Source organism: Bacillus sp. CH30_1T (assembly GCF_008364765.1).
Taxonomy (GTDB): domain Bacteria; phylum Bacillota; class Bacilli; order Bacillales; family Bacillaceae_B; genus Rossellomorea.
Genome location: NZ_VTUY01000005.1, coordinates 326,081 through 348,788, shown reverse-complemented (window position 1 = coordinate 348,788; position 22,708 = coordinate 326,081). Strand labels below are relative to the sequence as shown.

Sequence of the window (22,708 nt, the reverse complement as noted above, 5' to 3'; positions counted from 1 at the left end):
TCAGTTAATCTTCCCCTGTTGCATGAATGAAATGGGTTCGGCCATGTAAAATCGCTACTTTTACCACAGCTAAAAAAGGTACTGCAACAATCATTCCGATCACACCCCCTACTTCACCACCTAGGATAAGGGCAGCCATAATAAACAGTGGATGCATATGAAGGCTTTTTCCGACAATGAGGGGCGATAAGATATTCCCCTCCAAGAATTGGAGTACTATGACCATGATGACGACATATATCATCATATTGACAGAGATCGTACTTGCCACAATGGCAGCAGGAACGGCTCCGATAATCGGTCCGAAATAAGGTATTACATTGGTTACTCCAATGATCAATCCGAGGATCAAAGGATATTTCATACCGATCAACCAGAGTGTTAATGCAGAAAGTCCCCCAATGAGCAAACAAACTAAAAGCTGTCCCCGGATATAGCCTCCCAGCGATTCATCCACATCCTTTGAGAATGAAATCGCGCTCTTCCTCCATTTGTTAGGAGTGAGCTGCCACAGAAATTTTTTCACTTTCGTAATATCCTTTAATAAATAAAAGGATACGAAGGGAATGATCGCAACAAGCAGCAAGCTGTTCATAAACTTCATCACAGTGGCCAGAACGACTGCGACAAGCCCCGTCAACCAGGCTTCGATCCCGTCAATTCTTTCCTCTAATTGAGATTGTATTCCGTCAGGCCAAGTGGAGGTCTCGCTTTGTACATAGTCCAGCCACTTCTGGTACTGTTTTGTAAATAGTGGCGCATTCTCTGATAAATCTTTCAACTGATGTATGATGATTGGAGTTCCCTTATAGACCGCGTATCCTAATCCTCCGAAGAAAAGGATGTAGATGAGCATGATTGCTATTCCTCTATGAATGCCCGCCTCATGGATTTTTTCTACTATAGGATGAAGCAAATAGGCAATGAATCCCCCTATCAAGAAGGGAAGGAGCGAAAAGAACAATACTTCCAGGACCGGATGCCATACTGGCTTTAATAAATAGAGAATATATAGGAATAAAGCAAGAATAAGAGCAATTGAAAGTCGGTACAACCATTTGGCATAGGGTCGCTTTTCCATCATCACCACCTCCTTCTTTCTTTCCTAGTGTTGGAATGTAGGAGGGTTTTTTATTCATTGGACAGAAACAAAACCGTGGTTGGCGGCTTGGGCATACCCGACATTAAATCGTTGGGGACGGAAGGAGCGAAAGTCTTTTCGCTGATATTATTGATATTCCGCTGATAAAACTGAGATTTCGCTGATATATTGGGAATATCGCTGATAAAAGTGAAGTTTCGCTGATAAAGCAAAAATTCCGCTGAAATCCAAATAGCAGCTGGCGATTTCAATAAAGATTTAGTGATTCTTTCTAAATATTTAAGTTCTCTTCATATAAATAACCAAGAAAATAAAAAAAGACTGACCCGAAAGTCAGCCTTTTTAGCTGTTAAAAAAGTTTCTTTACTTGTTTACGAATTCGTTTCATTTGTCTTTGGTTCATCATATTGGATCTTTGAGAATAGATAGAAGCAGCGATTCCTGCTCCAAAACCAACGATGGATGCAAATGTTTTGTTCAAGAAAGACACCTCTTCCTAGCTTAGTCGGCGTTCTTCCTCATCAAACAAGTCGTCTAAGGAGCTCAGTGATCCATCCTCTTCCACTTGATGAGTATGAATGACTCCCTTTGACAAGGAAAGCTCTATATAGCAACCCCAACAATAATATTGGTTGATGCCGATCTTTCCGATATCTTTGCTCTGACAATTTGGACACTTCATCGGTAAGGTTCACCTCTATTACACCAAACCTGGTGTGTATTCCCTACCATCATGACCAATCCGAGCTGATTATATACTTGTTCAATGAGAATATCCGCCCAAACGATGTTTGATCACCGTTCTTATATAGTGTGGGATATTTTCTTGATTTCATAAGGAGTAACCTTTTCCAAAGCACCCACCTAAATTTATTTATTTCATTTTCATGATGTTACCTGCTCACTTACTTCCTTCACGTAATCAACCTCAAACCCCAGGTCTTCAAGCATTTGATGATCTGCTGTCCCTTCCTGACCGGCTGTCGTTAAGTAATCACCAACAAAAATCGAGTTGGCTGGATAAAGTCCCAGTGGCTGTAAACTGCGCAGATTCACTTCCCGTCCTCCTGAAATACGGATCTCTTTTGTCGGGTTGATGAAGCGCATTAAACAAAGGACTTTTAAACAATACCTCGGATCGAGGTCATTTGTTCCCTCAAGAGGTGTACCATCTATGGCATGTAAAAAGTTCACTGGAATGGAGTCGGCATCCAGCACCTTTAAGCTGCGGGACATATCAACCACATCCTGCAATGTCTCTTTCATGCCGACAATGATTCCGGAACAGGGAGAAATTCCTTGTGCTTTGGCTTGTTCAACGGTATTCACCCTGTCTTCATATGTATGGGAGGTGGTGATGTTTTCATGATGGTTCTCTGAAGTATTGATGTTATGGTTATAACGATCCACCCCTGCTTCTTTTAACCGTTTCGCCTGATCGTCTTTTAATAAGCCTAAACAAGCACATACTTTTAAGTTATATTGCTCTTTGATTTCCTTTACTGCTGAAACCACATGATCGACTTCACGATTGCTCGGTCCCCTTCCACTCGCCACAATACAATATGTTCCCACATTTAGCTGATGAGCATTTTCAGCTCCTTTTAGAATGGTTTCTTTATCCACCATGCGATATTTTTCGATCGGAGCATTTGAAACAATGGACTGTGAACAGTAGCCGCAGTTTTCAGGGCATAAACCTGATTTCGTATTGATGATCATATTTAATTTCACTTTGTTCCCATAATAATGTTTTCGAATAAGATAAGCGCTATGCAATAATTCCAGAAGCTCGTCATCCGGACTTTGTAAAATCGATAAAGCTTCTTCATTTGTGATTTCTTCTCCCTCGATTACTCCAAGTGCCATTTCCTTCCATGTTTTCATATGATATTCCTCCCCCTTTAGTTTAAGCCGCTCTATTTATATTCTTAAATGTACTCTTAGATAGGACCGATTTCTCCAGACGATGAGCCATTATTCCAGCACACACGGCTAATATGATATCCTTCGGTAAAGGAACCACCATCCAGGCCCATGCAAGTTTATATGTAAATCCTTCAGGAGCTGCAGCCCAAAGCTTGTAAGCTGCGTACATCCAGTTTGTACCGACCACATAATTGACCGCCATCCCGACTAGTGCTGCGAAAATGTAGACCTTTACACCTTTATGTTTTTCTACGATTTTACCTGTAATGTAAGCTGTGAAAATAAACGAAACGATAAATCCGAATGTCGGGCTCACAATAGAGGATAACCCTGCTCCAAATCGTGCAAATACAGGAACACCCACTAATCCTACCAGTGCGTACACTGTCATGGAAATCGCCCCGACCCTGCTTCCAAGGATCGCTCCAGCTAAAATGGCGAAGAACGTTTGTAACGTAATGGGAACACCGCCCACTACCATAAAAGGTACGAATGTCGTGATGTTGGCACCTATCGCCATAAGTGCAACAAACATCCCTGCCAGTGTAAGATCGATTGTCCTTAATTTTCTGTTCATCTGTCTTCCCCCATCTGTCTTTTTTCTACAAGATAAGGATATCGCTTTCTTTAAATATATGTCAACTTAATTTTATTTTAAGTTAACATTAATTGTTATCAATAGGCTCTTTTCGCAAAGATTGTTGATCTTTTTTAACAGAAGATCTGCTTGGGCTCTGTCGATGGTGAGGGGAACCGCTCCGCTTGCAGCTAGCGTTCGGCCGAGCCTCCTCAGCTTAGCCGAAAGGGGTCTCTGCACGTCCGTACTTCCGCAGGAGTCTACGCAGTTCCCCTCACCATCTATAAGAAAATCTTGTGACAGAGCTTAAAAGTGACGAAATCAATCTATAGAAAACAGAATTTCAGTACACAATTGAAAATCGACCACTGCCCTTCACTAGAGGTTATTTAACGCGGAGCAAAAAAGAATATCTACAGATAAGATTATTTTCGATCCTATTTTTTTAGCATTCAAGGAAAGGATTTAGCTAATCCTGCAGTTAACATTTGTACCATACATGGACCAATCAAAGGAATTGTTTAACCATTTGAAAGTAAGTTCAATGCTCTTCCAAATTATGAGTTAAAATAAATTTTTTTTATTCTTTTGTAGATAATTTATTTACCTATACTTATAGGCAGAAACAATGTAGTAGCACAGAGTGGATTGTAGCGGAAGGCACTTGACTCCTGCGGGAAATAGAGGAAAGGTCGAGACCCCACAGGGCAAAAGCCCGAGGAGGCTTGACTTCCTCCCCGCGGAAAGCAAGTGCCTGGAGCGGAAAGGAACGGTCTATATTTTCAGACTACCACTCATTCAAAAGAAAAATTTACTCCTTTTGACGACTGAACATAATCAGTGGGAGAGATCCCAAAGGAGTATATAGAAAAAGGTCAACGAATGAATAATTTCAGCAGGAGAAATATTCATTCGTTGACCTTATGCTTTCATGAAATCATAGGGGCTGATGCCTTCCATTCCAATCATTGGATCCTCATTCATCAAGATTTCTTCAATGGGTAATCCTTTTTCAGGAGAGACTGCCGTGTTCTCTTCAGCACCGGTTAAGCTTCTCAGTTTTTCGCTTAGGGTTGTTTTGCGGAGAAAATCATCTTCTCTCTCCACTCCAAGGGTAAAAGCATCAAGTTCTCCACAAAGAATGAGGAATTGCTTGCTCCTGGTGATGGCAGTGTATAGAAGATTTCTTCTCAGCATCCGATAATAGCTTTTCACGACGGGTAAAATCACAATGGGAAACTCACTTCCTTGTGACTTATGGATCGAGCAGCAATACGCATGGGTAATTTGCACGAGATCCTGCCTGGTATAGGTGACCTCATTACCTTCATATGAAACAATGATCATATCTTGCTTCTCGGTGTTTTCCTTTGCATAAAAGATTGAGACGATTTCACCGATATCTCCGTTGAAAACATTGTTTTCAGGCTGATTGACCAACTGAAGAACCTTATCCCCAATACGATATTTCACATCTCCAAATGCGATCTCTTTCCGCGTACCGTCATTGCTATTGAAGATTTCCTGAAGGAGTTCATTCAATCGATCGATACCTGCAGGGCCTCGATACATAGGAGCAAGGACCTGTATATCCTTTGGGGAGTACCCTTTTTTCTTCGCGTTCTCAACAACTTTTTGAACGACATCGGATATTTGATTGGTTCTGCATGGGAAGAAGGATCGATCCTTTTGCTGTTTGGTCAGATCTGCAGGAACCTGGCCCCTTTTCATATAGTGAGCAAGTTCAATAATGGAAGAGCCCTCTTCCTGTCTATAAATATCCGTTAATCTAACAGTTGGTACCACTTCTGATTTCAATAGGTCCTTTAGTACCTGGCCAGGACCGACAGACGGTAATTGATCCTCATCCCCGACAAATATTACTTGAATATCCTCTGGCAGAGCCTTCAATAATTGATGAGCAAGCCATGTGTCGACCATGGACACTTCATCCACAATTAACAATTTACCTTCAATCGCCCGTTCTTCATCACTCTGAAATCCTTCTTGACCGTTCCAGCCTAAAAGACGGTGAATCGTCATGGCAGGGAGGCCGGTGGATTCTGTCATGCGCTTTGCCGCTCGACCAGTCGGAGCTGTCAGTAAAACAGGAAAGGGTTCATCTTTGTAATCCTTGGGATCCAAGGAGCAGCCATGGAGATCAGCAAACAGCTCGACAATCCCCTGAATGACGGTCGTCTTACCGGTTCCGGGTCCTCCGGTTAACAGAAGCATTGGTGACATTAACGCTGTTTCGATGGCTTCTTTTTGGGAAGGTGCGTATTGAACTCCCAGTCGGTCCTCTAGTGCTCCAAGTGACAGAAGAAATTCGGATTGAGGAAATTGATCTTTATATTGGGTTTGAGACAAAATCTTTTCAATGTTCGTCACGATCCCCTTTTCAGAGAAGTAAAGAGAAGGAACATACACCTTTGTGCCTTCTCCAATGACTTTACCCTCTTCCTCCAAGGAAACCAATTGACTGGATATTTCAGTGTAATCGACATTTTCGGGCTGACTCTTCTCAAGGAGCTCCTTCACCGTTACAATGAGTTCTTCTACTTCGAGAAAAACATGGCCCTGCTTCACACAGGTTTGCTCAAGGGTGTATAAACAGCCTGCTTTGATCCGGTCAGGATGACTGCCAGTCAAACCAATCTTAGCCCCGATCTCATCGGCCCGGGTAAAGCCGATTCCTTCAATGTCTTCCACGAGCTTATAGGGATTATTTTGAATGATTTCAAGTGCCTGCTCTTTATAGGCTTGATAGACCTTCATGGAAATTTGGGGTCCAAACCCCAGATCATTCAGCATGATCATGACCCGCTCCAAGCCTTGATGCTCGGAAAGCGTATCATAAATACTTTTCGCCTTTTCCTTTGGAAGCTTTGGAATTTCATCCAGGAGGCTTGGATTTTCGAGTATTTTGGTGATGGCGTTTTCCCCGATATGCTCCACTATCTTCTCAGCTGTTTTCTTCCCGATTCCTTTAAATAAATCACTTGATAAATAATGGACGACACCTTGTGTGGTTTGTGGGATTTCTTTCTTGAAATGCTTTGCATGAAACTGCATGCCAAACTTTGGGTGATCTTGAAACCTCCCGTAAAACACGTAGGTCTCATCTTCATGAATCTTAGGAAAATTCCCGGTTACAACCGCTTCTTTATCTTCATAAGAATCATTCGTTTCGTCCACCCGGATCCGGACGACGGTATAGAGATTTTCCTCATTATGAAAAATCGTGACAAGGTGCCTTCCTTTTATATAGATTTCTTCCTCACCAAACAGCTTTAAAGAATCTTGCTGGCTCAAATCAGTGAACCTCCTAACTATTCACTTTGTTCATTTTTCAGCTTTTCGATCATCTTGATGCCGTAGCCCGCCAGCATATGATCTGGTTGAACTTCAATTGCTTTGTTGAAATACATCAGTGCCGTATCTGCATCATCCTTATGGCCTGCATAGGCAACCCCTAAGTTGTAGTAAGCATCTGCGTGAGTTGGGTCTGCTTCCACTACTTGAGATAATTGCGCAATCGCTTCTTCGTATGCTTCAACCTTCGCTAAGCATAGACCTAACTGGAAGCGTGCCTCAGTGTCCGCTTCATTCAGTTCGACACTTCGTTGTAAGTAAGGAAGAGCTAGTCTCGTCTGCTCTAATTGGAACAAACTGACTCCAAGCATGAAGTAAACGTCGGCATTTTCCATTCCTTTCGAAACAGCTTTTTCAAACTGATCCTTTGCTTCATCAAAGTTATTTTCATTAAAGTACAGGTTCCCCAGGGAATAGTATGCTGCCCCAGCATTGTCGTCGATCGAGATCGCCCGTTCGAAAAACTTCTTAGCCTTATCATTGTCTCCAACCGACATCAATACGTTCCCGAAATTAATATATCCGACAGGATCCTTAGGTTTTTCTTCGATGGCTTCTGTAAAAAGCTTCACAGCCTCTTCTACTTTTCCTTCTTGTAATAACTCAATTCCTTTTAAATTCTTATCCAATTAAAAACACCTCTATATTGTTTTGATTTATGTATGCAAGTTGAGTAAGGTTCTTCCCGCGTATCGCTTCTAGTATAACATAAGGTACTCTCAATATTGATATCCATCAATGATGAAAAAGGACTGAGAGAAGAGAGGTTGTTCATCTCTTCTTCTCAGTCCTTTTTGTGGTCATCGTCAGTCTTAACCTACATACGTAAGTTTTTTCTCATCTTTATAAATGGTATCGATCGTTCCTCCACCCAGACACTCATCACCGTTGTAGAAAACAACCGCTTGTCCTGGTGTTACGGCACGGATAGGCTCGTCAAAAATGACTTTCACCTTACCATCTTCCAAAGGAATGACCGTTACGTTGTTATCATCCTGACGGTAACGGAATTTTGCCGAGCAGGCGAATTCAGCTGGTTTCTCACCATTTGAGGTCCAGTGAACATCCGTTGCGAGAATGGAATCTGAATAAAGGGCAGGATGTTCGAAGCTTTGACCTACATAGAGCACGTTTCTTTCAAGGTCCTTACCGATGGCGAACCAAGGCTCTCCGGCCCCACCTATACCCAGTCCATGGCGTTGGCCAATCGTATAGTACATCAATCCATCGTGTTTTCCCATCACTTTACCGTCTAATGTTTCCATCGTTCCCGGTTGGGCAGGTAAGTAGTTGCTTAAGAAATCTTTGAAGTTGCGTTCACCGATGAAGCAAATCCCCGTACTGTCTTTCTTGGCAGCAGTCGCAAGGCCCGCTTCCTTAGCAATTTCCCTAACCTTTTTCTTATCGATGCCGCCTAGGGGGAACATCACTTTTTCAAGTTGCTCCTGCCCTAATTGATTGAGGAAGTACGTTTGATCCTTATTGTTGTCAACACCTCGGAGCATCTTGTATTCTCCATCACGGTATTCAACCTGTGCATAGTGGCCGGTTGCCAGATAATCTGCACCAAGTTTCAGTGCATGATCAAGGAAGGCTTTGAACTTAATTTCTTTATTACACATCACATCCGGGTTTGGTGTTCTTCCCGCTTTATATTCATCCAGGAAATACGTAAACACTTTATCCCAGTATTGTTTTTCAAAATTCACAGCGTAGTAAGGAATACCAATTTGGTTACATACCCGAATCACATCGTTGTAATCTTCTGTTGCGGTACAAAACCCATTTTCATCGGTATCATCCCAGTTTTTCATGAAAATCCCGATGACTTCATAGCCTTGTTGCTTTAACAATAATGCGGCCACAGAAGAGTCTACTCCACCAGACATCCCAACGACCACTCTCGTATCCTTTGGTTCTTTTTTCACTAACGCCACCTCCTTATTCGTTCAATCGCCCTTTTCAGACGACTTTCTTAAGTTGTTAATCGCTTCACGATCTTTGCGACTTCATGGGCAGTCCAGACAATCTGCTCATCCGTATTTCCCTGACCAAAGCTGAAGCGGATGGAGTTCCTTGAATTCCCTGACTGTTTGCCAAACATCGCGACCAGAACATGTGAAGGCTCTATAGATCCAGCCGTACAAGCAGAACCGCTTGATACAGCGATACCTGACATATCTAAATTCACCAGCATGGACTCTACATCCGTGCCGGGAAAGCTTAAGTTTAGCACATGGGGCAATCCATACTCAAGAGATCCGTTCTCCTCAAAATCAATGCCGGCTCCGGCTAGGGTCTCTTTCAATAAAACCTTGAAACGAGAGTACTGAGAACTCTTCTCTTCAATGGCTTTTTGAGCAATTTCTACAGCCTTTCCAAGACCAACAATCGCCGGAACGTTTTCTGTACCTGCACGGCGCTTTCTTTCCTGTTCTCCACCATATAATCCAGGCTGAAGTTCCACGTTTTTGTTTGAATAAAGAAAGCCTATTCCTTTAGGACCATTTATTTTATGACCCGAAACCGAAAGCAAATCGATTCCAAGTTCTTTCACGTCAATGTGCGTTAAACCAAACGCTTGTACAGCATCTGTATGAAAATATGCTTGATGTTTTTGAAGAAGCTGTCCAATTTCTTTAATCGGCTGGATCGTTCCTACTTCATTATTCCCAAACATAATCGTAACAAGGATCGTATCGTCGCGAAGTTCCCTTTGCAGTTCCTCCACCGATATCCTGCCCGTTCGGTCTACTGACAGATAAGTCACCTCAAACCCTTGGGATTCAAGAAATTCACACGCATGTAAAACAGCATGATGCTCGGTTTGTGTCGTAATGATATGATTTCCTTTTCCTTTATTCCCCTCGGCTGAACCGATAATAGCTAAATTATCCGCTTCAGTTCCACCGCTTGTAAAAATGATGTCATTGTAATCGGCATGAATACTTTGAGCGATGATGGTACGTGCGCGGTCGACAAGATGTCGTGATGCACGTCCAAATGAATGAATGCTCGATGGATTACCAAAGGACTTCTTCATCACTGAAATCATTTCTTCAATTACTTCAGGATGCATGGGAGACGTTGCAGCATGATCCAGGTACACTCTTTCCATTTTTTCGTTACCTCCTAGATATAGAACATGTACGCATCTGATTCACCGTCATCTGAATGACTGGCTAAATCTTCTATCGTTGTATTATCGAGCACTTCTCTAACGGCATCCCGGATCCGGATCCATAGCTCGCGCTTTGCCGGTTCTTCGTCTTCAATTCCTTCTACAGGGCTAATGGGCCCTTCAAGGATCCGGATAATATCTCCCGCTGTGATTTCAGATGGCTCATGTCCTAACACATAACCACCGTACGCCCCCCGGATACTTCTAACAAGACCGCCATTTCGCAGTGGAGCAACCAGTTGTTCAAGATAATGTTCCGACAGCTCATGCTGCTGTGCGATCGTCTTCAGTGAAGTCGGCCCTTCACCATGGCGTTTTGCTAATTCAATCATAATCGTTAAACCGTATCGGCCTTTAGTTGATATCTTCATGTCCAGCACCTCTACTATATTTAATAACGTCTCGTTCATCGGGACGTATTATTCTTCTGTATTGACTTTTGTTATTATAGCATATCCGCCCTCTGACTGTGAAAGGGGCAGCTTCATACACTTCCCCCCTTTCCCAGCCACAATATTTCCTTATGAGAACCTCCTATGATAAAGTGAATTTAACTAGAACGTCAGTTTGGAGAGATGTTTCATGTCGATTAAACCACTTGCCTTTAAGATGAGACCTAGGACCATTGATGAAATCATCGGGCAACAGCATTTAGTTGGAGAAGGAAAAATCATAGACAGGATGGTAAAAGCAAAGCAGCTGTCATCCATGATATTATACGGTCCACCGGGTATTGGAAAAACGTCCATCGCGAGCGCAATAGCCGGAAGTACGAAATACCGATTTAAAAACCTGAATGCCGTAACAAATAATAAAAAAGATATTCAAATCGTTGCAGAAGAAGCCAAAATGTCCGGAAAAGTGATCCTTCTATTGGATGAGGTGCATCGATTGGATAAAGGAAAGCAGGATTTTCTCCTTCCTTATTTGGAGAATGGTATGATCACACTGATCGGGGCAACGACGAGCAACCCCTACCACGCTATTAATCCAGCGATCAGAAGCAGATGCCAAATTTTCGAGTTAAAGCCACTTACGATCGAAGAAATGAAAATCGCCTTGAATCGAGCCATAAAGGATGAAGAGCGTGGATTAGGTGGATATTCACTTGATGTAACCGACGAAGCGATTGAACATTTTGCAAGCAGTAGCTTTGGAGATGTGAGGAGTTCGTTGAATGCATTGGAACTGGCTGTCTTGTCCACTTCACCGAATGAGGACGGTGTAATTTCTATTGATGTCAATATCGCCGAAGAGTGCCTGCAAAAGAAAAGTTTTTCTCACGATAAAGACGGTGACGCCCATTATGATGTCGTAAGCGCATTTCAGAAATCGATTCGCGGAAGTGATGTGAATGCAGCACTCCATTATCTAGGAAGACTCGTTGAAGCCGGAGATCTACCGAGCATCGCACGCAGACTATTGGTGATTGCCTATGAAGATATCGGCCTTGCCAACCCCCAAGCGGGACCAAGAACATTGGCGGCAGTCGAAACTGCTGAGAAAATTGGATTTCCAGAAGCGAGAATCCCGTTAGCCAACGCGATCATCGAACTATGTCTCTCACCTAAATCGAACTCGGCGATCACTGCCATCGACCTGGCACTCGGTGATATCCGTAAAGGAAAAAGCGGCGAGGTTCCGGATCACCTGAAGGATGCTCATTATCAAGGTGCCAAAGAACTGGGAAGAGGCATCGAATACAAGTACCCACATAGCTATGAATCGGGATGGGTGCAGCAAACCTATTTACCAGATAAGCTTAAGAATGCTCATTACTATACTCCCAAATCGACTGGCAAGTTCGAACAGGCGATTGCTCAGGTGTATGAGAAGATTAATAAGCAGATGAAATAACAAAAGCGGAGGCGGCTCGTTCAGCCCCGACAAGCATAAGATGAATTGGCCGGGAAGGCGTTCTTTGCCTTCTTGGCCAATTTAGCTTATGACCTCGAGGGGCTAGCCGCCGGAGCTGGATGACACAAAAGCGGAGGCGGCTCGTTTAGCCCCGACAAGCATAAGATGAATTGGCCGGGAAGGCGTTCTTTGCCTTCTTGGCCAATTTAGCTTATGACCTCGAGGGGCTAGCCGCCGGAGCTGGATGACACAAAAGCGGAGGCGGCTCGTTTAGCCCCGACAAGCATAATACAAACCTGCCGGAAAGGGATTCTGACTTTTTGGCAGGTTTATTTTATGAATAAACACTTTTTTTAACGTGTCAATGCCATATCTCTCAACCCTATCATACATTAGTAAAAAGGCCTGGAGGTGTATGGATTGATTATCATTGAAAATGGATTGTCAAGTATTGGGTTAACGATTCTATCACCTATAGAAGAAAGCATCGTTAAAGCGCTGGAAAGCAGTCCTACGGAGTATCGTTACCGTAACTTAGGCGAGCTCAGATTTGAGTTGAAAATGCGGGAACGATTCATTGCCAATGCAAGGAGTATGGATGAGGGTGACGCCAAATTCGCTGCTTTTGAACACTCCTATTTCAACTCTACTTTTTGGATCAAGACCCCATACGGATATAGACTTCGCGATTCGAAACTCCCATCAGAAGCCATTGAAGATATTTTCACAAATAGCTCTGCCTATAGCTTCGAATGCGTCACCAGCATTGTTCTCATATACTATAAATCAATTCTTGATACGATTAGGACTTCTTATTTCAATCAGCTATTCTCCCCCCTTTTAGTGTGGGGTCACAATTATGACGATGATATGAGCATGGTCACCTATGAAGGAGTGGACTATATTCCCGGGGATGTTTACTACTTCTCTAATCCTGACTATGACGATCCTATATGGATGGGGGAAAATTCTGTGTTTTTACAAGAGGATCAGTATTTTGGACACGGAGTGGGAATCATGACTCATGATGAAATGATAGAAGCTTTAAATACTCTTCGAAAAAAAGATGCCACTGAATCAGCCTTTCTCCTTCAACAAGTCACACGTTTGAAGTTCTCAGATTTATACCGGTATGCATAAAAGTGACGAACTCTGATGAGTCCGCCACTTTTTGTTTGCTTTTTAATTGTCCAGCTATTGGCTAGCCCCCCGAGGTCAAAAGTCAACCATACCAAAAGGCAAAGTGCGCCTTTCCGGGATGTTCGCCTTATGCTTGTCGGGCCGACCAAGCAGCCGCCTCCGCTATTCTATGCCGCCACGTCCCTCTTATTAAAGACGATGAATGCCAGCAGCTGGAAGATGATGAAGTAGATGATGAGCATGGTGATGGAGAAGCCCATAGTCATGCCGTCCACTAACGGTGGTGTGAAACCTGTGTATTGAGTCAGATCTGTGTTTGCGAACAAACTGAATTTTGCCCAGTCGAATCGAAGAGCGAGCAGGCTTGTTGCATTGCCTCCCACAAACAATAGAAACAAGGAGATCCCGATAGCCAGTGAGCTGCTTCTGAACACAGTTGAAATCATGAAGGCCATTGTAGCCATCATCACTACATCAATGGTTTTCAATAAGTAGGTTTTGATCAAGTACCCGACAATGTTTTGTTCGACTACCTTCCCATCCACATACGCCAGATGGGTTGACTGATCTGTTCCGCCAAATAATAGAAGTCCTATCAGGAACGATACGATGAATAATATAAATAGCATGCTCACTCCGTATAAGATGACGGTGAAATACTTCGATAGAAGGATTCTTGTTCTTGAGATGGGACGAATGAGCAAAAGTTTGATCGTACCCCAGCTGAACTCACTTGCCACTATTCCTGCTGCCACAATGATGGCAAATAGACCGACAACAAGTACGGAAAAGGCATTCGTTTCCACAAAAGTCCATACCGTTTCTTTCACTTTCGGTTGAATGTCATTTTCAATGCGATATTCATTTAACGCAATTCTTCGTTCAGTGTCATTCTCTATGAATTTATTCATATTTGGATTTTCAGACAACATTTGTTTATCCGCTTCCACTTGCGCTGAGAGTTCCTGCTTCCAGTTTTCCGATTCCTTTGCTTTTCCGTCATCATACTTCGTAAAAGCTGCCGTCACTCCAATAATCAGAATAAGCAATCCGAGCATGACATATGTTCCGACCCGTTTAAATATTTTTATCCATTCATTTCTAATGAGACTAAGCATGCACGACCTCTCCTTTTTCATTCGTGATTTCTAAGAATCTGTCTTCCAGTGTCTTGGCAATCGGCATGACACTATAGATTTGAACATCCGCATCCACAAGTGCCCGAATGACATTCGGTACTTGTTCCTTCGTTAAAGCGACCTGTACTTCCGATCCCTTCGTTTCATATTTGATTTTCGGATCGAACTTCTTGAGTACAGCTTTGATCTTATCTACATCATGTACCTCAAAATGGTAAACCTGTTCGGAACCTTCAACGAAATCACGTACCTGCTGTACATCCACAAGCTTTCCGGATTGGATGATCCCGATTCGATCGCACATCATTTCCATTTCAGATAATAAGTGACTTGATACGATGACCGCCATGCCCTCTTCCTGGGCAAGCTTTCTTATATATGCACGAATTTCGCGGATACCGGCAGGATCCAAACCATTTGTAGGCTCATCGAGTATGAGGAGCTTCGGTTTATGGAGCAGGCATTGCGCCAGACCCAAGCGCTGTCTCATCCCGAGGGAATAGGTTTTCACTTTATCATTGATGCGATCTGTCAAACCGACCAGTTCGATGACTTCCTTCATTCTTTCTTCGGTAATTCCATTTTGCATGCGGGCAAAATGCTTTAAGTTCTGATACCCGGACATGAACTTATAGAGCTCTGGGTTTTCAACGATGGCCCCAACATCCTTTATGGCACCTTCGAAATCTTTTTTAATGCTTTTCCCCGAAATCAGGACGTCTCCTTTTGAAATATTCATTAGTCCTACTATCATTCGGATCGTCGTCGTTTTTCCTGCTCCATTCGGTCCCAGAAAACCGAATACTTCCCCTTCATACACGTCAAAGGATAAATTATCGATAATGGTCTTTCCTTTAATGACTTTTGAGACATCCTGTAATTGCACAACCGTCTTCATCACTTCATCTTCCCTTCTTTTTTCGTTGTTTTTTTCAACCACTGCAGGACAGACAATCCTTCTATTTCTCTAAGCTCTTCTACCTGACAGTGCCCTTTAATTTCTCCATCATTGATGATAAACGCTTCATCAAGTATCCCTTCAATTTCATCGATTTCATGGGTTGCTATGATCACTGTTTGATTGCCGAAATCGATATAAGATAAGAGACCTTTCACGATGGAGTCCCTTACCATGGGATCCAATCCTGAAAAGGGTTCATCCAGGAGAAGGACCTCTGTATTACGGGACAGGGCAAGAACAAGCTTCAGTCTGCCGCGTTTTCCTTTTGATAAATGCTTGATCTTTTTCTTACTGTCCAGTTCCATGAATCCCACTAATTCATGCGCCCGCTGTATATTAAAGTCGGAGAACTGAGAGGCGTAAAACCGGATCATCCCATCAACGGTAAATGCTTCATAAAACATATCCAGTTCTGTTAAATACGCCACTTCACCGGCTCGTTTCCGGGTAATTGGCTTACCGTTCATGGTCACTGTACCTACACTCGGAAGAACTAATCCCGCAATCATTTTTAAAGTGGTCGATTTCCCGCTGCCATTTGGACCAAGCAGACCATATATCTTCCCCTTTTCGAAGTGAAAAGACGTATTCTTCAAAGCCATTTCATTTCCATATTTTTTGGTCACACCTTCAAATTTCACAACCAATCCTATTCCCCCCCTCTTTGGGCAAGATATCTCTCGACGCCTTTTATCATTTGTTCTTTCGTTAACCCCAGTTCTCTCATGTTTTTAATGAACAACTCGATTACTTCCTCTTGTACTTTTTCGTTCAAAACGGAAAGAACCTCTTCCTTTTCCGTGACAAACGTTCCTTGCCCTCTCCTCGTCTCCACAATGTCCATCCTTTCTAATTCGCTATACGTACGCTGAATGGTATTTGGATTCACCCCGGATTGAACAGCCATTTCCCGAACAGAAGGCAGTTTGTCACCCGGAGATAATTCTTTTCTTACAATCTCACGTATGATTCGGTCAGCTATTTGGAGGTATATCGGTTTGGAAGCTGTATATTCTTCTGTCATGTATTACACCTCAACCTTACGATCTAATAGCCAGCAGGAAATGATAAATACGATAACCATGACCATTCCTTCGAATACAAATGGCAGCAAGGGCAGTTGGATCATTTCAGGCTCAAAACCGGCTTTTGCCTCGCTAGAACCAACCGAGAAAAAGACACCTGAACTCACTTCAACTGTAAAAGTTTCGAAGAGTATTCTTTCCACCCATTTAATGCTCATAAGAAATGCGACCACACTTTGATACACAATGATAAAACCAGCTACAAAAATCCAACGTATATTCTTGATGGAAGGAAACTTTGAAAGTGAGTGGTAGAAAGTCCACAAGAAAATCGTCCATCCGGAAAAATACAGTCCTACTACTGTTACTCCTAAATTAAATAGGATACCTTCTTTGATTGGCCAATAGGAAAAAAGAGAGTCTTCAGGGAAGACAGCCAAGGTGATCACACCTAAAAGATCCAATAATAGAAGTGACACCGTAGAGTAAATAAAGGCAATAATCAGTTTCGACAACAAAAGACTGAATCCACTATAAGGACTATGAAGCCAAAGCTGCGTCTTTCCTTCCAATCGAAGCATGGACAAGACAATGCCCGGCAGAAACGCAAAGTGAAACACACCAATCATGATAATGAATATTTGAACAATTATAGGCTCGTTGACTAAGTTTCCGGTCACCATTCCTATGATGCAAATTAGAAAAATAATACCAATCCATCCATAGAACCAAACCTTGGAGGTTTTGAAGTCTTTCCAAAGAAGACCTTTAAATGCGTTCATACTTGCACTCCTTCATAACGCGTTTTAGTGTTCTAGTTAGATAGTACACTATGACACATGATATCGTCAATCCCTTATTTACCTAATTAATGGAATTGTTTTTTTGCTGGAGTGTGTAAAGCTAATAGAAGAGGAGGATGGGAAATGGAAAAGAAAAAACGACTCTGGACTGAGGAAGAAGATCAACTAATATTGGAAGTTGTCCAATCATACAGAGAAAAAGGCAAATCCAAAAGAGAAGCCTTTGAAGAAGCTGCATTGAAAATCAAGCGAACGCCCGGGACATGTTCACACCGGTATTATACAAAATTAAATAAACAGACATCTAAGGTATCATTGGAATCTTGTATTGCCTTTTTACAAAGGGAAATGAGAGGCAGTGAGCAGAAAGAGAATAAACTTCTCCTAAATGAAAAGGAAGAGCTCCTTCTAAAACAAGACGAACTTAAAAAAAGATACATCGCGTATTCTGAAAAGCATAAAAAATTAAAAGCGATGCTATCTCTGCTAAAGGAAGCGGAAGCCCTTGATAAAAATGCAGGTCTCCCTTCCCCTATTATTCATTGATACTTCGCAACATGAAAAAGGACTGAATCCAAAAGTGGATTCAGTCCTTACAGTTGCATGGTCTTTATTTGTCTTTTACTCTTTTGATTTCAATATGCTTTAACAACTGGTTCATCACATGACTGGCTGCAATAAGACCTGCAACCGATGGAACAAATGCGTTTGAAGATGGAGGAAGCTGGGCTTTACGAATCTTTGCATCATCTTTCCCTACTTCTTTTCTGATATCTTCACGGATGACGATGGGACTCTCATCAGAGAAAACAACAGTTACGCCTTTTTTAATGCCTTCTTTTTTCAGGCGGGTCCGGATCACCTTTGCGATTGGATCCGTATGAGTCTTGCTGATATCGGCAATTTTGAAGCGTGTCGGATCGGTTTTATTCGCCGCTCCCATGCTCGCGATCAATGGAATATCGCGTTTTAAACATTCTTTCATTAAGTGTATTTTATACGAAATTGTATCAGAAGCATCTATTACGTAATCCAATCCTTGATTGAAGAATTCTTCGTAAGTTTCTTCCGTGTAGAACATCTTTAAGGCAATGACTTCACAGTCCGGATTAATATCCTGGATGCGGTCTCTCATCAAATCGACTTTCGGCTGACCTACTGTAGAAAGCAATGCATGAACTTGACGATTCACGTTTGTAATATCAACATCATCTTTATCCACTAACACAAGACGGCCTACACCTGACCTGGCTAAAGCTTCGGCTGCAAAGGATCCCACTCCCCCGATTCCAAGTACTGCCACCGTACTATTCTTTAGGGTTTGAAGGCCTTCCTTACCGATCGCTAGTTCATTTCGTGAAAACTGGTGTAGCAAAATAATCAACTCCATTATAAGTATTCAACTAGGTTTATACTGAATTAGAATAAAGGATACAGGACCGAAAATCAATATGAAATGTTGTCCTCCCCATTTGTTTACCCTATTAAGAAGAGGTTTAGTCCCAACAAAAAAGCCAGGCCACTTTCAGCCTGACTCTTCATTCTATAGGTTCTTGTTTAAAAAATCATGTTTGGTCGAGTCCCAATCGTGCCGTCGCCATCATTTCCTTCGTTTTGAACCCGCTCTCGGCAGGTGGGTGCTTTATTCCACTATTTGTTAGTCCCCGGCACGGGGCGTGAACGCCTAGCAGAAACGTCAAGCTCCCAAAGTTTGAATTGTTCGGTCAAAACTGTTAGGTAAAAACGTCGCACACATCAGGACTCGTTTGTGATTGTTTAAATAATATCATATCACCTTGATGATTTCAACGAATGACCTCCGGAACTTATTTACATTATTCTACATCCAGCGACAAGGACAGCTCTTTTAATTGAGCTTCACTCACTTCACCTGGAGCATCCGTCAATACACAGCTTGCACTTGCCGTTTTAGGGAACGCAATGGTATCACGGAGATTTGTGCGTCCTGCAAGGAGCATCACTAAACGGTCCAGACCAAGGGCGATTCCGCCATGTGGAGGTGTTCCATATTCAAAGGCTTCCAATAGAAACCCAAACTGCTTTTCTGCTTCTTCTTTTGAGAAACCAAGTACTTTAAACATCTTTTCTTGAATATCACGCTCATAAATTCGAAGAGATCCCCCTCCAAGCTCGTATCCATTCAATACAAGGTCATATGCTTCGGCACGGACCGAGGAAGGATCTGTCTCGAAACGTTCCAGGTCTTCTCTCACTGGCATCGTGAATGGATGGTGGGCAGCATAATAACGGTTCTCCCTTTCATCAAACTCAAGCAATGGCCAGTCGGTCACCCATAGGAAATTGAATTTTGTTTCATCAATCAGCTTTAATTCTTTTCCTAATTTCAGACGAAGGGCACCCAGTGCATCTGCCACTACTGATTTTTTATCAGCCACGAATAGCAATAGGTCTCCCGATTCTGCATTCGCAGAAGCAGAGATTTGCGAAGCATCCTCTTCTGTCACAAATTTGGAAATAGGTCCTTTTAAGCCTTCTTCTTCTACCTTTAACCAGGCAAGCCCTTTTGCCCCGAAACGTGCAACAAACTCTGTCAGCCCATCGATGTCTTTACGGGAATACTGGGAAGCACCGCCTTTTACGTTAATCAGTTTCACCTGACCACCGCTTGCTACAGCGCCTGCGAATACTTTAAATCCGGATTCCTTCACAATTTCCGATACGTCGATCAATTCCAATCCAAAACGTGTATCCGGTTTGTCTGAACCGTAACGACTCATGGCATCATCATACGTCATTCTTTGGAATGGTAATTGAACATTCAGGTCTTTCACATCAGTCATCAGCTTCTTCATCATGTCTTCTACAAGAGAAATGATCTGTTCTGTATCCATAAAACTCATTTCCATATCAATCTGAGTGAATTCCGGCTGACGATCTGCTCGAAGATCTTCGTCACGGAAACAGCGGGCAATTTGGTAATAGCGGTCGAAACCGGATACCATCAGCAATTGCTTGAAGATTTGCGGTGATTGTGGCAGCGCGTAAAATTCACCTTGGTGAACACGGCTCGGCACTAAGTAGTCACGTGCACCTTCAGGCGTACTCTTTGTTAAGATCGGTGTTTCCACATCCAGGAATCCGTTTTCGTTCAAAAAGTTACGGAAGGATGTGGTAACATTATGACGCATTCTCAACGTTTCCATCATCGCTGGTCGGCGAAGATCTACGTAACGATATTTCAAACGGACATCATCAGACACTTCCATCTGATCATCAATCATAAAAGGAGGGGTCTTCGCTTCATTTATGATTTGAACCTCTTCTACATGAATTTCCACTTTCCCCGTTTTCAGGTTAGGGTTGACCGTTCCTTCTCCTCTTGCTACGACAGTACCTGTCACACTAAGTACATACTCATTACGAATTTTCTCCGCAAGGGCGAGGGCTTCTCCGGATAAATCCGGATTAAAGACGACTTGTACGATTCCTTCTCTGTCACGAAGGTCGATGAAGATTAACCCACCTAAGTCCCTTCTCTTTTGTACCCAGCCTTTAATCGTAATTTTTTCTCCGATGTATGATTCTGTGATATCTCCGCAATACGCTGTTCTTTTTGTCATCATGTTCTCCTCCTTGTCAAAATCAACGGGTTCTATTTACCAAGTTTGCTTTTCACATTCTCTACAAAACGATCAAGACTTATTTCTTCCTGCTCACCAGTAGCCATATCTTTCAGGTTGATTTTATTTTCCTGTAATTCATTGTCGCCAATGACGGCTACATATTTCGCTTCATAGCGGTCCGCTGCTTTAAATTGACCTTTCACCTTACGATCCAGGTAATCCTTTTCTGAAGAAATTCCCACCTGTCTTAAATTGTGAAGAAGCTTAACTGCATAATCCTTCGCTTCTTCTCCCAGCGAAACGATAAAACAATCGACGCCTTGCTCAATTGGAAGTTCAACATTTTCAGCTTCGAGTGCGGAAAGTAGTCTTTCAATACTAAAGGCAAAACCGATTCCTGGAGTCTCCGGACCACCGATCATTTCCACCAACCCATTGTAACGTCCTCCACCACAAAGGGTCGTGATGGCTCCAAATCCTTCTGCGTCACTCATGATTTCAAAAGCTGTGTGATTATAATAATCAAGGCCGCGAACAAGAGTTGGATCTACTACGAATTCCACATCCATCCCCGTTAAGTGCGTTTGGACTTTTTCAAAATAGGCTTTCGATTCGCTGTTTAAGTACTCGAGAATCGAGGGTGCTGTAGACATTAATTCATGGTCACGGTCTTTTTTACAATCGAGAATGCGTAATGGATTCTTCTCTAAACGATTCTGACAATCTCCGCAGAATTCATCAATTCTTGGTTTGAAGTGATTGATCAGCGCTTCTCTGTGAGCGTTTCGACTACCCGCATCACCAAGACTATTAATGATTAACTTTAATTGAGTAAGTCCTAGTTTCTTATAAATTCCCATTGCTAATGAAATCACTTCTGCATCAATCGCCGGGTCTTCACTTCCCAATGCTTCAACACCGAACTGGACAAATTGGCGGTAGCGGCCGGCTTGTGGTCTTTCGTACCTGAACATCGGACCGGAGTAAAAGAGCTTTGTTGGCTGATTTGGATACCCGAACATCTTATTTCCTACAAAGGAGCGAACTACAGAAGCGGTTCCTTCAGGTCGGAGTGCCAAGCTTCTACCTCCGCGATCTTCAAACATATACATTTCTTTTTGAACGATATCCGTCGTATCCCCTACGCCTCTGGTAAACAACTCGCTCGCCTCAAAGATAGGTGTGCGGATTTCTTTATACTGATAGGCGTGGCAAAGATTCTTCGCCACTTCCTCTACATACTGCCATTTTTCTACTTCACCTGGTAGAATGTCCTGTGTACCTCTTGGAATCTGAATGGACAAGTTGATTTCCTCCTTTTATATAGCACATTGATATTTATGTAAATAAAAAAAGCCCTCAGTCCCTTGTATATCATACAAGGGACGAGAGCTGTTATTCCCGTGGTGCCACCCTAATTGAAGTCTATAAAGACCTCCACTTAGCCAGTTAACGCCTGGTACGTTCATCTCCTACTAAAGAAACTTTTTCAGAGAGAAACCTCCTGAGTGTTCATTCACTAATTCACATTGTAGAAATGCTCTCAGCCAAGGCATTTCCTCTCTTTACACGCGGGTATCAGCTACTATGCTCGATCAACGGTTTTTGTAAATGTTATTTTATTTCTATAATGATACGGATGCCGTTAGTTCATGTCAAGAGGTTAAAGAAAATTTCGTTACGATCTTTCCATTTTCTTTTTCAGAAGCTTAACTTCTTTCAACGATAACCCGAACTCGGAAGCAAGTTCCACGTTCAAGGCATCTTTCTCACGTTCTAGAAACTGATGAAAATCCACACCGAACAGCTGGTTATCACCATTTGCATTCATAAACCCTTTTTCACTTGACCTCAATTCCATCATCCTTTCAAAACAATCCTTAACTCTATCATTTCCAATTACCTATTTTTATTTCGTTTTAGAGGAATTTAATTTTTTTTATCGTATTAAACCCATAAGGGATTTTTTCGATAAATCGTCGAGATATTGATCAATATCTAAGTGAAAAGATCC

At 42.5% G+C, this 22,708-nt stretch carries 23 protein-coding genes, 1 other RNA gene and 1 other annotated feature; of the genes, 3 read left to right on the top strand and 21 right to left on the bottom strand.

From position 1 onward, the window contains the following. Nucleotides 1-4: 4 nt before the first annotated feature. The 11 genes from F0342_RS13250 to cymR all read right to left on the bottom strand — a co-directional run bounded on the left by F0342_RS13250 (nucleotide 5) and on the right by cymR (nucleotide 10,535). Entirely contained in the window at nucleotides 5-1,081 is a 1,077-nt protein-coding gene (locus F0342_RS13250; protein WP_149156384.1) for an AI-2E family transporter, read from the bottom strand. Nucleotides 1,082-1,131: 50 nt separating this feature from the next. Further along, a complete protein-coding gene (locus F0342_RS25170; protein ID WP_223145720.1) occupies nucleotides 1,132-1,353 on the bottom strand; it encodes a hypothetical protein in 222 nt (73 codons plus the stop codon). Between the two features lie 98 nt (nucleotides 1,354-1,451). Further along, nucleotides 1,452-1,592: a YrzQ family protein gene (locus tag F0342_RS13245; protein WP_113971292.1), complete on the bottom strand. Its 141-nt coding sequence runs from the start codon at nucleotides 1,590-1,592 to the stop codon at nucleotides 1,452-1,454. 6 nt (nucleotides 1,593-1,598) lie between these two features. Further along, nucleotides 1,599-1,784 (bottom strand): hypothetical protein, encoded by a 186-nt coding sequence (locus F0342_RS13240; RefSeq protein ID WP_034757353.1) that lies wholly within the window; start codon nucleotides 1,782-1,784, stop codon nucleotides 1,599-1,601. A gap of 203 nt (nucleotides 1,785-1,987) precedes the next feature. Next, on the bottom strand, nucleotides 1,988-2,989 hold the full coding sequence (gene bioB / locus F0342_RS13235) for a biotin synthase BioB (protein ID WP_149156383.1): 1,002 nt from the start codon (nucleotides 2,987-2,989) through the stop codon (nucleotides 1,988-1,990). Between the two features lie 22 nt (nucleotides 2,990-3,011). Further along, nucleotides 3,012-3,608 carry a biotin transporter BioY gene (locus F0342_RS13230; RefSeq protein ID WP_149156382.1) on the bottom strand — a complete coding sequence of 199 codons (597 nt, stop codon included), beginning with the start codon at nucleotides 3,606-3,608 and terminating at the stop codon, nucleotides 3,012-3,014. A 921-nt stretch (nucleotides 3,609-4,529) separates the two neighbouring features. Continuing rightward, nucleotides 4,530-6,923 (bottom strand): SF1B family DNA helicase RecD2, encoded by a 2,394-nt coding sequence (gene recD2, locus F0342_RS13220; protein WP_149156380.1) that lies wholly within the window; start codon nucleotides 6,921-6,923, stop codon nucleotides 4,530-4,532. A gap of 17 nt (nucleotides 6,924-6,940) precedes the next feature. After that, the gene (locus tag F0342_RS13215; protein WP_149156379.1) at nucleotides 6,941-7,612 is read right to left on the bottom strand and encodes a tetratricopeptide repeat protein; all 672 of its coding nucleotides are present in this window, start codon (nucleotides 7,610-7,612) and stop codon (nucleotides 6,941-6,943) included. Between the two features lie 183 nt (nucleotides 7,613-7,795). Next, nucleotides 7,796-8,911, bottom strand: a complete 1,116-nt coding sequence (gene mnmA, locus F0342_RS13210; RefSeq protein WP_149156378.1) for a tRNA 2-thiouridine(34) synthase MnmA — start codon at nucleotides 8,909-8,911, stop codon at nucleotides 7,796-7,798. 47 nt (nucleotides 8,912-8,958) lie between these two features. Next, nucleotides 8,959-10,101, bottom strand: coding sequence for a cysteine desulfurase family protein (locus F0342_RS13205; protein WP_149156377.1), 1,143 nt, complete (start codon nucleotides 10,099-10,101; stop codon nucleotides 8,959-8,961). 14 nt (nucleotides 10,102-10,115) lie between these two features. Continuing rightward, nucleotides 10,116-10,535: a cysteine metabolism transcriptional regulator CymR gene (gene cymR, locus F0342_RS13200; RefSeq protein WP_149156376.1), complete on the bottom strand. Its 420-nt coding sequence runs from the start codon at nucleotides 10,533-10,535 to the stop codon at nucleotides 10,116-10,118. A gap of 217 nt (nucleotides 10,536-10,752) precedes the next feature. Between cymR and F0342_RS13195 the strand changes: the two genes are divergently transcribed. Together F0342_RS13195 and F0342_RS13190 are read left to right on the top strand one after the other, a co-directional pair. Next, the gene (locus F0342_RS13195; protein ID WP_188048541.1) at nucleotides 10,753-12,021 is read left to right on the top strand and encodes a replication-associated recombination protein A; all 1,269 of its coding nucleotides are present in this window, start codon (nucleotides 10,753-10,755) and stop codon (nucleotides 12,019-12,021) included. Nucleotides 12,022-12,441: 420 nt separating this feature from the next. Continuing rightward, on the top strand, nucleotides 12,442-13,161 hold the full coding sequence (locus tag F0342_RS13190) for a protein-glutamine gamma-glutamyltransferase (RefSeq protein WP_149156374.1): 720 nt from the start codon (nucleotides 12,442-12,444) through the stop codon (nucleotides 13,159-13,161). Between the two features lie 167 nt (nucleotides 13,162-13,328). Here the strand turns inward: F0342_RS13190 and F0342_RS13185 are convergent, their stop codons facing one another. The 5 genes from F0342_RS13185 to F0342_RS13165 are packed head-to-tail and all read right to left on the bottom strand — an operon-like array spanning nucleotide 13,329 to nucleotide 17,068. Further along, nucleotides 13,329-14,279: an ABC transporter permease gene (locus F0342_RS13185; RefSeq protein ID WP_149156373.1), complete on the bottom strand. Its 951-nt coding sequence runs from the start codon at nucleotides 14,277-14,279 to the stop codon at nucleotides 13,329-13,331. Continuing rightward, entirely contained in the window at nucleotides 14,272-15,198 is a 927-nt protein-coding gene (locus F0342_RS13180; RefSeq protein WP_149156422.1) for an ABC transporter ATP-binding protein, read from the bottom strand. Before F0342_RS13180 ends, F0342_RS13185 begins: the two co-directional genes overlap by 8 nt. Next, the gene (locus F0342_RS13175) at nucleotides 15,198-15,908 is read right to left on the bottom strand and encodes an ABC transporter ATP-binding protein (protein ID WP_262481739.1); all 711 of its coding nucleotides are present in this window, start codon (nucleotides 15,906-15,908) and stop codon (nucleotides 15,198-15,200) included. Before F0342_RS13175 ends, F0342_RS13180 begins: the two co-directional genes overlap by 1 nt. Nucleotides 15,909-15,910: 2 nt before the next feature. Continuing rightward, nucleotides 15,911-16,285, bottom strand: a complete 375-nt coding sequence (locus F0342_RS13170) for a GntR family transcriptional regulator (protein ID WP_149156372.1) — start codon at nucleotides 16,283-16,285, stop codon at nucleotides 15,911-15,913. Between the two features lie 3 nt (nucleotides 16,286-16,288). Continuing rightward, nucleotides 16,289-17,068, bottom strand: coding sequence for a hypothetical protein (locus tag F0342_RS13165; protein ID WP_149156371.1), 780 nt, complete (start codon nucleotides 17,066-17,068; stop codon nucleotides 16,289-16,291). A 144-nt stretch (nucleotides 17,069-17,212) separates the two neighbouring features. Between F0342_RS13165 and F0342_RS13160 the strand changes: the two genes are divergently transcribed. Continuing rightward, nucleotides 17,213-17,635, top strand: coding sequence for a hypothetical protein (locus tag F0342_RS13160; protein WP_149156370.1), 423 nt, complete (start codon nucleotides 17,213-17,215; stop codon nucleotides 17,633-17,635). Between the two features lie 64 nt (nucleotides 17,636-17,699). Here F0342_RS13160 and F0342_RS13155 read toward each other — a convergent pair whose 3' ends face one another. The 5 genes from F0342_RS13155 to F0342_RS13135 form a co-directional block, all read right to left on the bottom strand. Further along, nucleotides 17,700-18,464: a tRNA threonylcarbamoyladenosine dehydratase gene (locus tag F0342_RS13155; RefSeq protein ID WP_149156369.1), complete on the bottom strand. Its 765-nt coding sequence runs from the start codon at nucleotides 18,462-18,464 to the stop codon at nucleotides 17,700-17,702. A 200-nt stretch (nucleotides 18,465-18,664) separates the two neighbouring features. Beyond that, a non-coding RNA gene (gene ssrS / locus F0342_RS13150) (6S RNA) lies at nucleotides 18,665-18,854 on the bottom strand. Nucleotides 18,855-18,924: 70 nt separating this feature from the next. Beyond that, nucleotides 18,925-20,691: an aspartate--tRNA ligase gene (gene aspS, locus F0342_RS13145; protein ID WP_149156368.1), complete on the bottom strand. Its 1,767-nt coding sequence runs from the start codon at nucleotides 20,689-20,691 to the stop codon at nucleotides 18,925-18,927. Between the two features lie 32 nt (nucleotides 20,692-20,723). Next, nucleotides 20,724-21,998: a histidine--tRNA ligase gene (gene hisS / locus F0342_RS13140; protein ID WP_149156367.1), complete on the bottom strand. Its 1,275-nt coding sequence runs from the start codon at nucleotides 21,996-21,998 to the stop codon at nucleotides 20,724-20,726. Between the two features lie 74 nt (nucleotides 21,999-22,072). Next, nucleotides 22,073-22,302: a binding site (T-box leader), on the bottom strand. A 70-nt stretch (nucleotides 22,303-22,372) separates the two neighbouring features. Further along, nucleotides 22,373-22,525 (bottom strand): RNA polymerase subunit sigma-70, encoded by a 153-nt coding sequence (locus tag F0342_RS13135; RefSeq protein WP_395940685.1) that lies wholly within the window; start codon nucleotides 22,523-22,525, stop codon nucleotides 22,373-22,375. Nucleotides 22,526-22,708: the final 183 nt, after the last annotated feature.

Bases quoted from the DNA above. Each gene is read 5' to 3' on its own strand.
- F0342_RS13250 (WP_149156384.1), bottom strand. From the start codon at position 1,081: ATGGAAAAGCGACCCTATGCCAAATGGTTGTACCGACTTTCAATTGCT.
- F0342_RS13240 (WP_034757353.1), bottom strand. From the start codon at position 1,784: ATGAAGTGTCCAAATTGTCAGAGCAAAGATATCGGAAAGATCGGCATC.
- bioB (WP_149156383.1), bottom strand. From the start codon at position 2,989: ATGAAAACATGGAAGGAAATGGCACTTGGAGTAATCGAGGGAGAAGAA.
- F0342_RS13230 (WP_149156382.1), bottom strand. From the start codon at position 3,608: ATGAACAGAAAATTAAGGACAATCGATCTTACACTGGCAGGGATGTTT.
- F0342_RS13205 (WP_149156377.1), bottom strand. From the start codon at position 10,101: ATGGAAAGAGTGTACCTGGATCATGCTGCAACGTCTCCCATGCATCCT.
- cymR (WP_149156376.1), bottom strand. From the start codon at position 10,535: ATGAAGATATCAACTAAAGGCCGATACGGTTTAACGATTATGATTGAA.
- F0342_RS13185 (WP_149156373.1), bottom strand. From the start codon at position 14,279: ATGCTTAGTCTCATTAGAAATGAATGGATAAAAATATTTAAACGGGTC.
- F0342_RS13180 (WP_149156422.1), bottom strand. From the start codon at position 15,198: ATGAAGACGGTTGTGCAATTACAGGATGTCTCAAAAGTCATTAAAGGA.
- F0342_RS13170 (WP_149156372.1), bottom strand. From the start codon at position 16,285: ATGACAGAAGAATATACAGCTTCCAAACCGATATACCTCCAAATAGCT.
- F0342_RS13165 (WP_149156371.1), bottom strand. From the start codon at position 17,068: ATGAACGCATTTAAAGGTCTTCTTTGGAAAGACTTCAAAACCTCCAAG.
- F0342_RS13160 (WP_149156370.1), top strand. From the start codon at position 17,213: ATGGAAAAGAAAAAACGACTCTGGACTGAGGAAGAAGATCAACTAATA.
- aspS (WP_149156368.1), bottom strand. From the start codon at position 20,691: ATGACAAAAAGAACAGCGTATTGCGGAGATATCACAGAATCATACATC.
- F0342_RS13135 (WP_395940685.1), bottom strand. From the start codon at position 22,525: ATGAATGCAAATGGTGATAACCAGCTGTTCGGTGTGGATTTTCATCAG.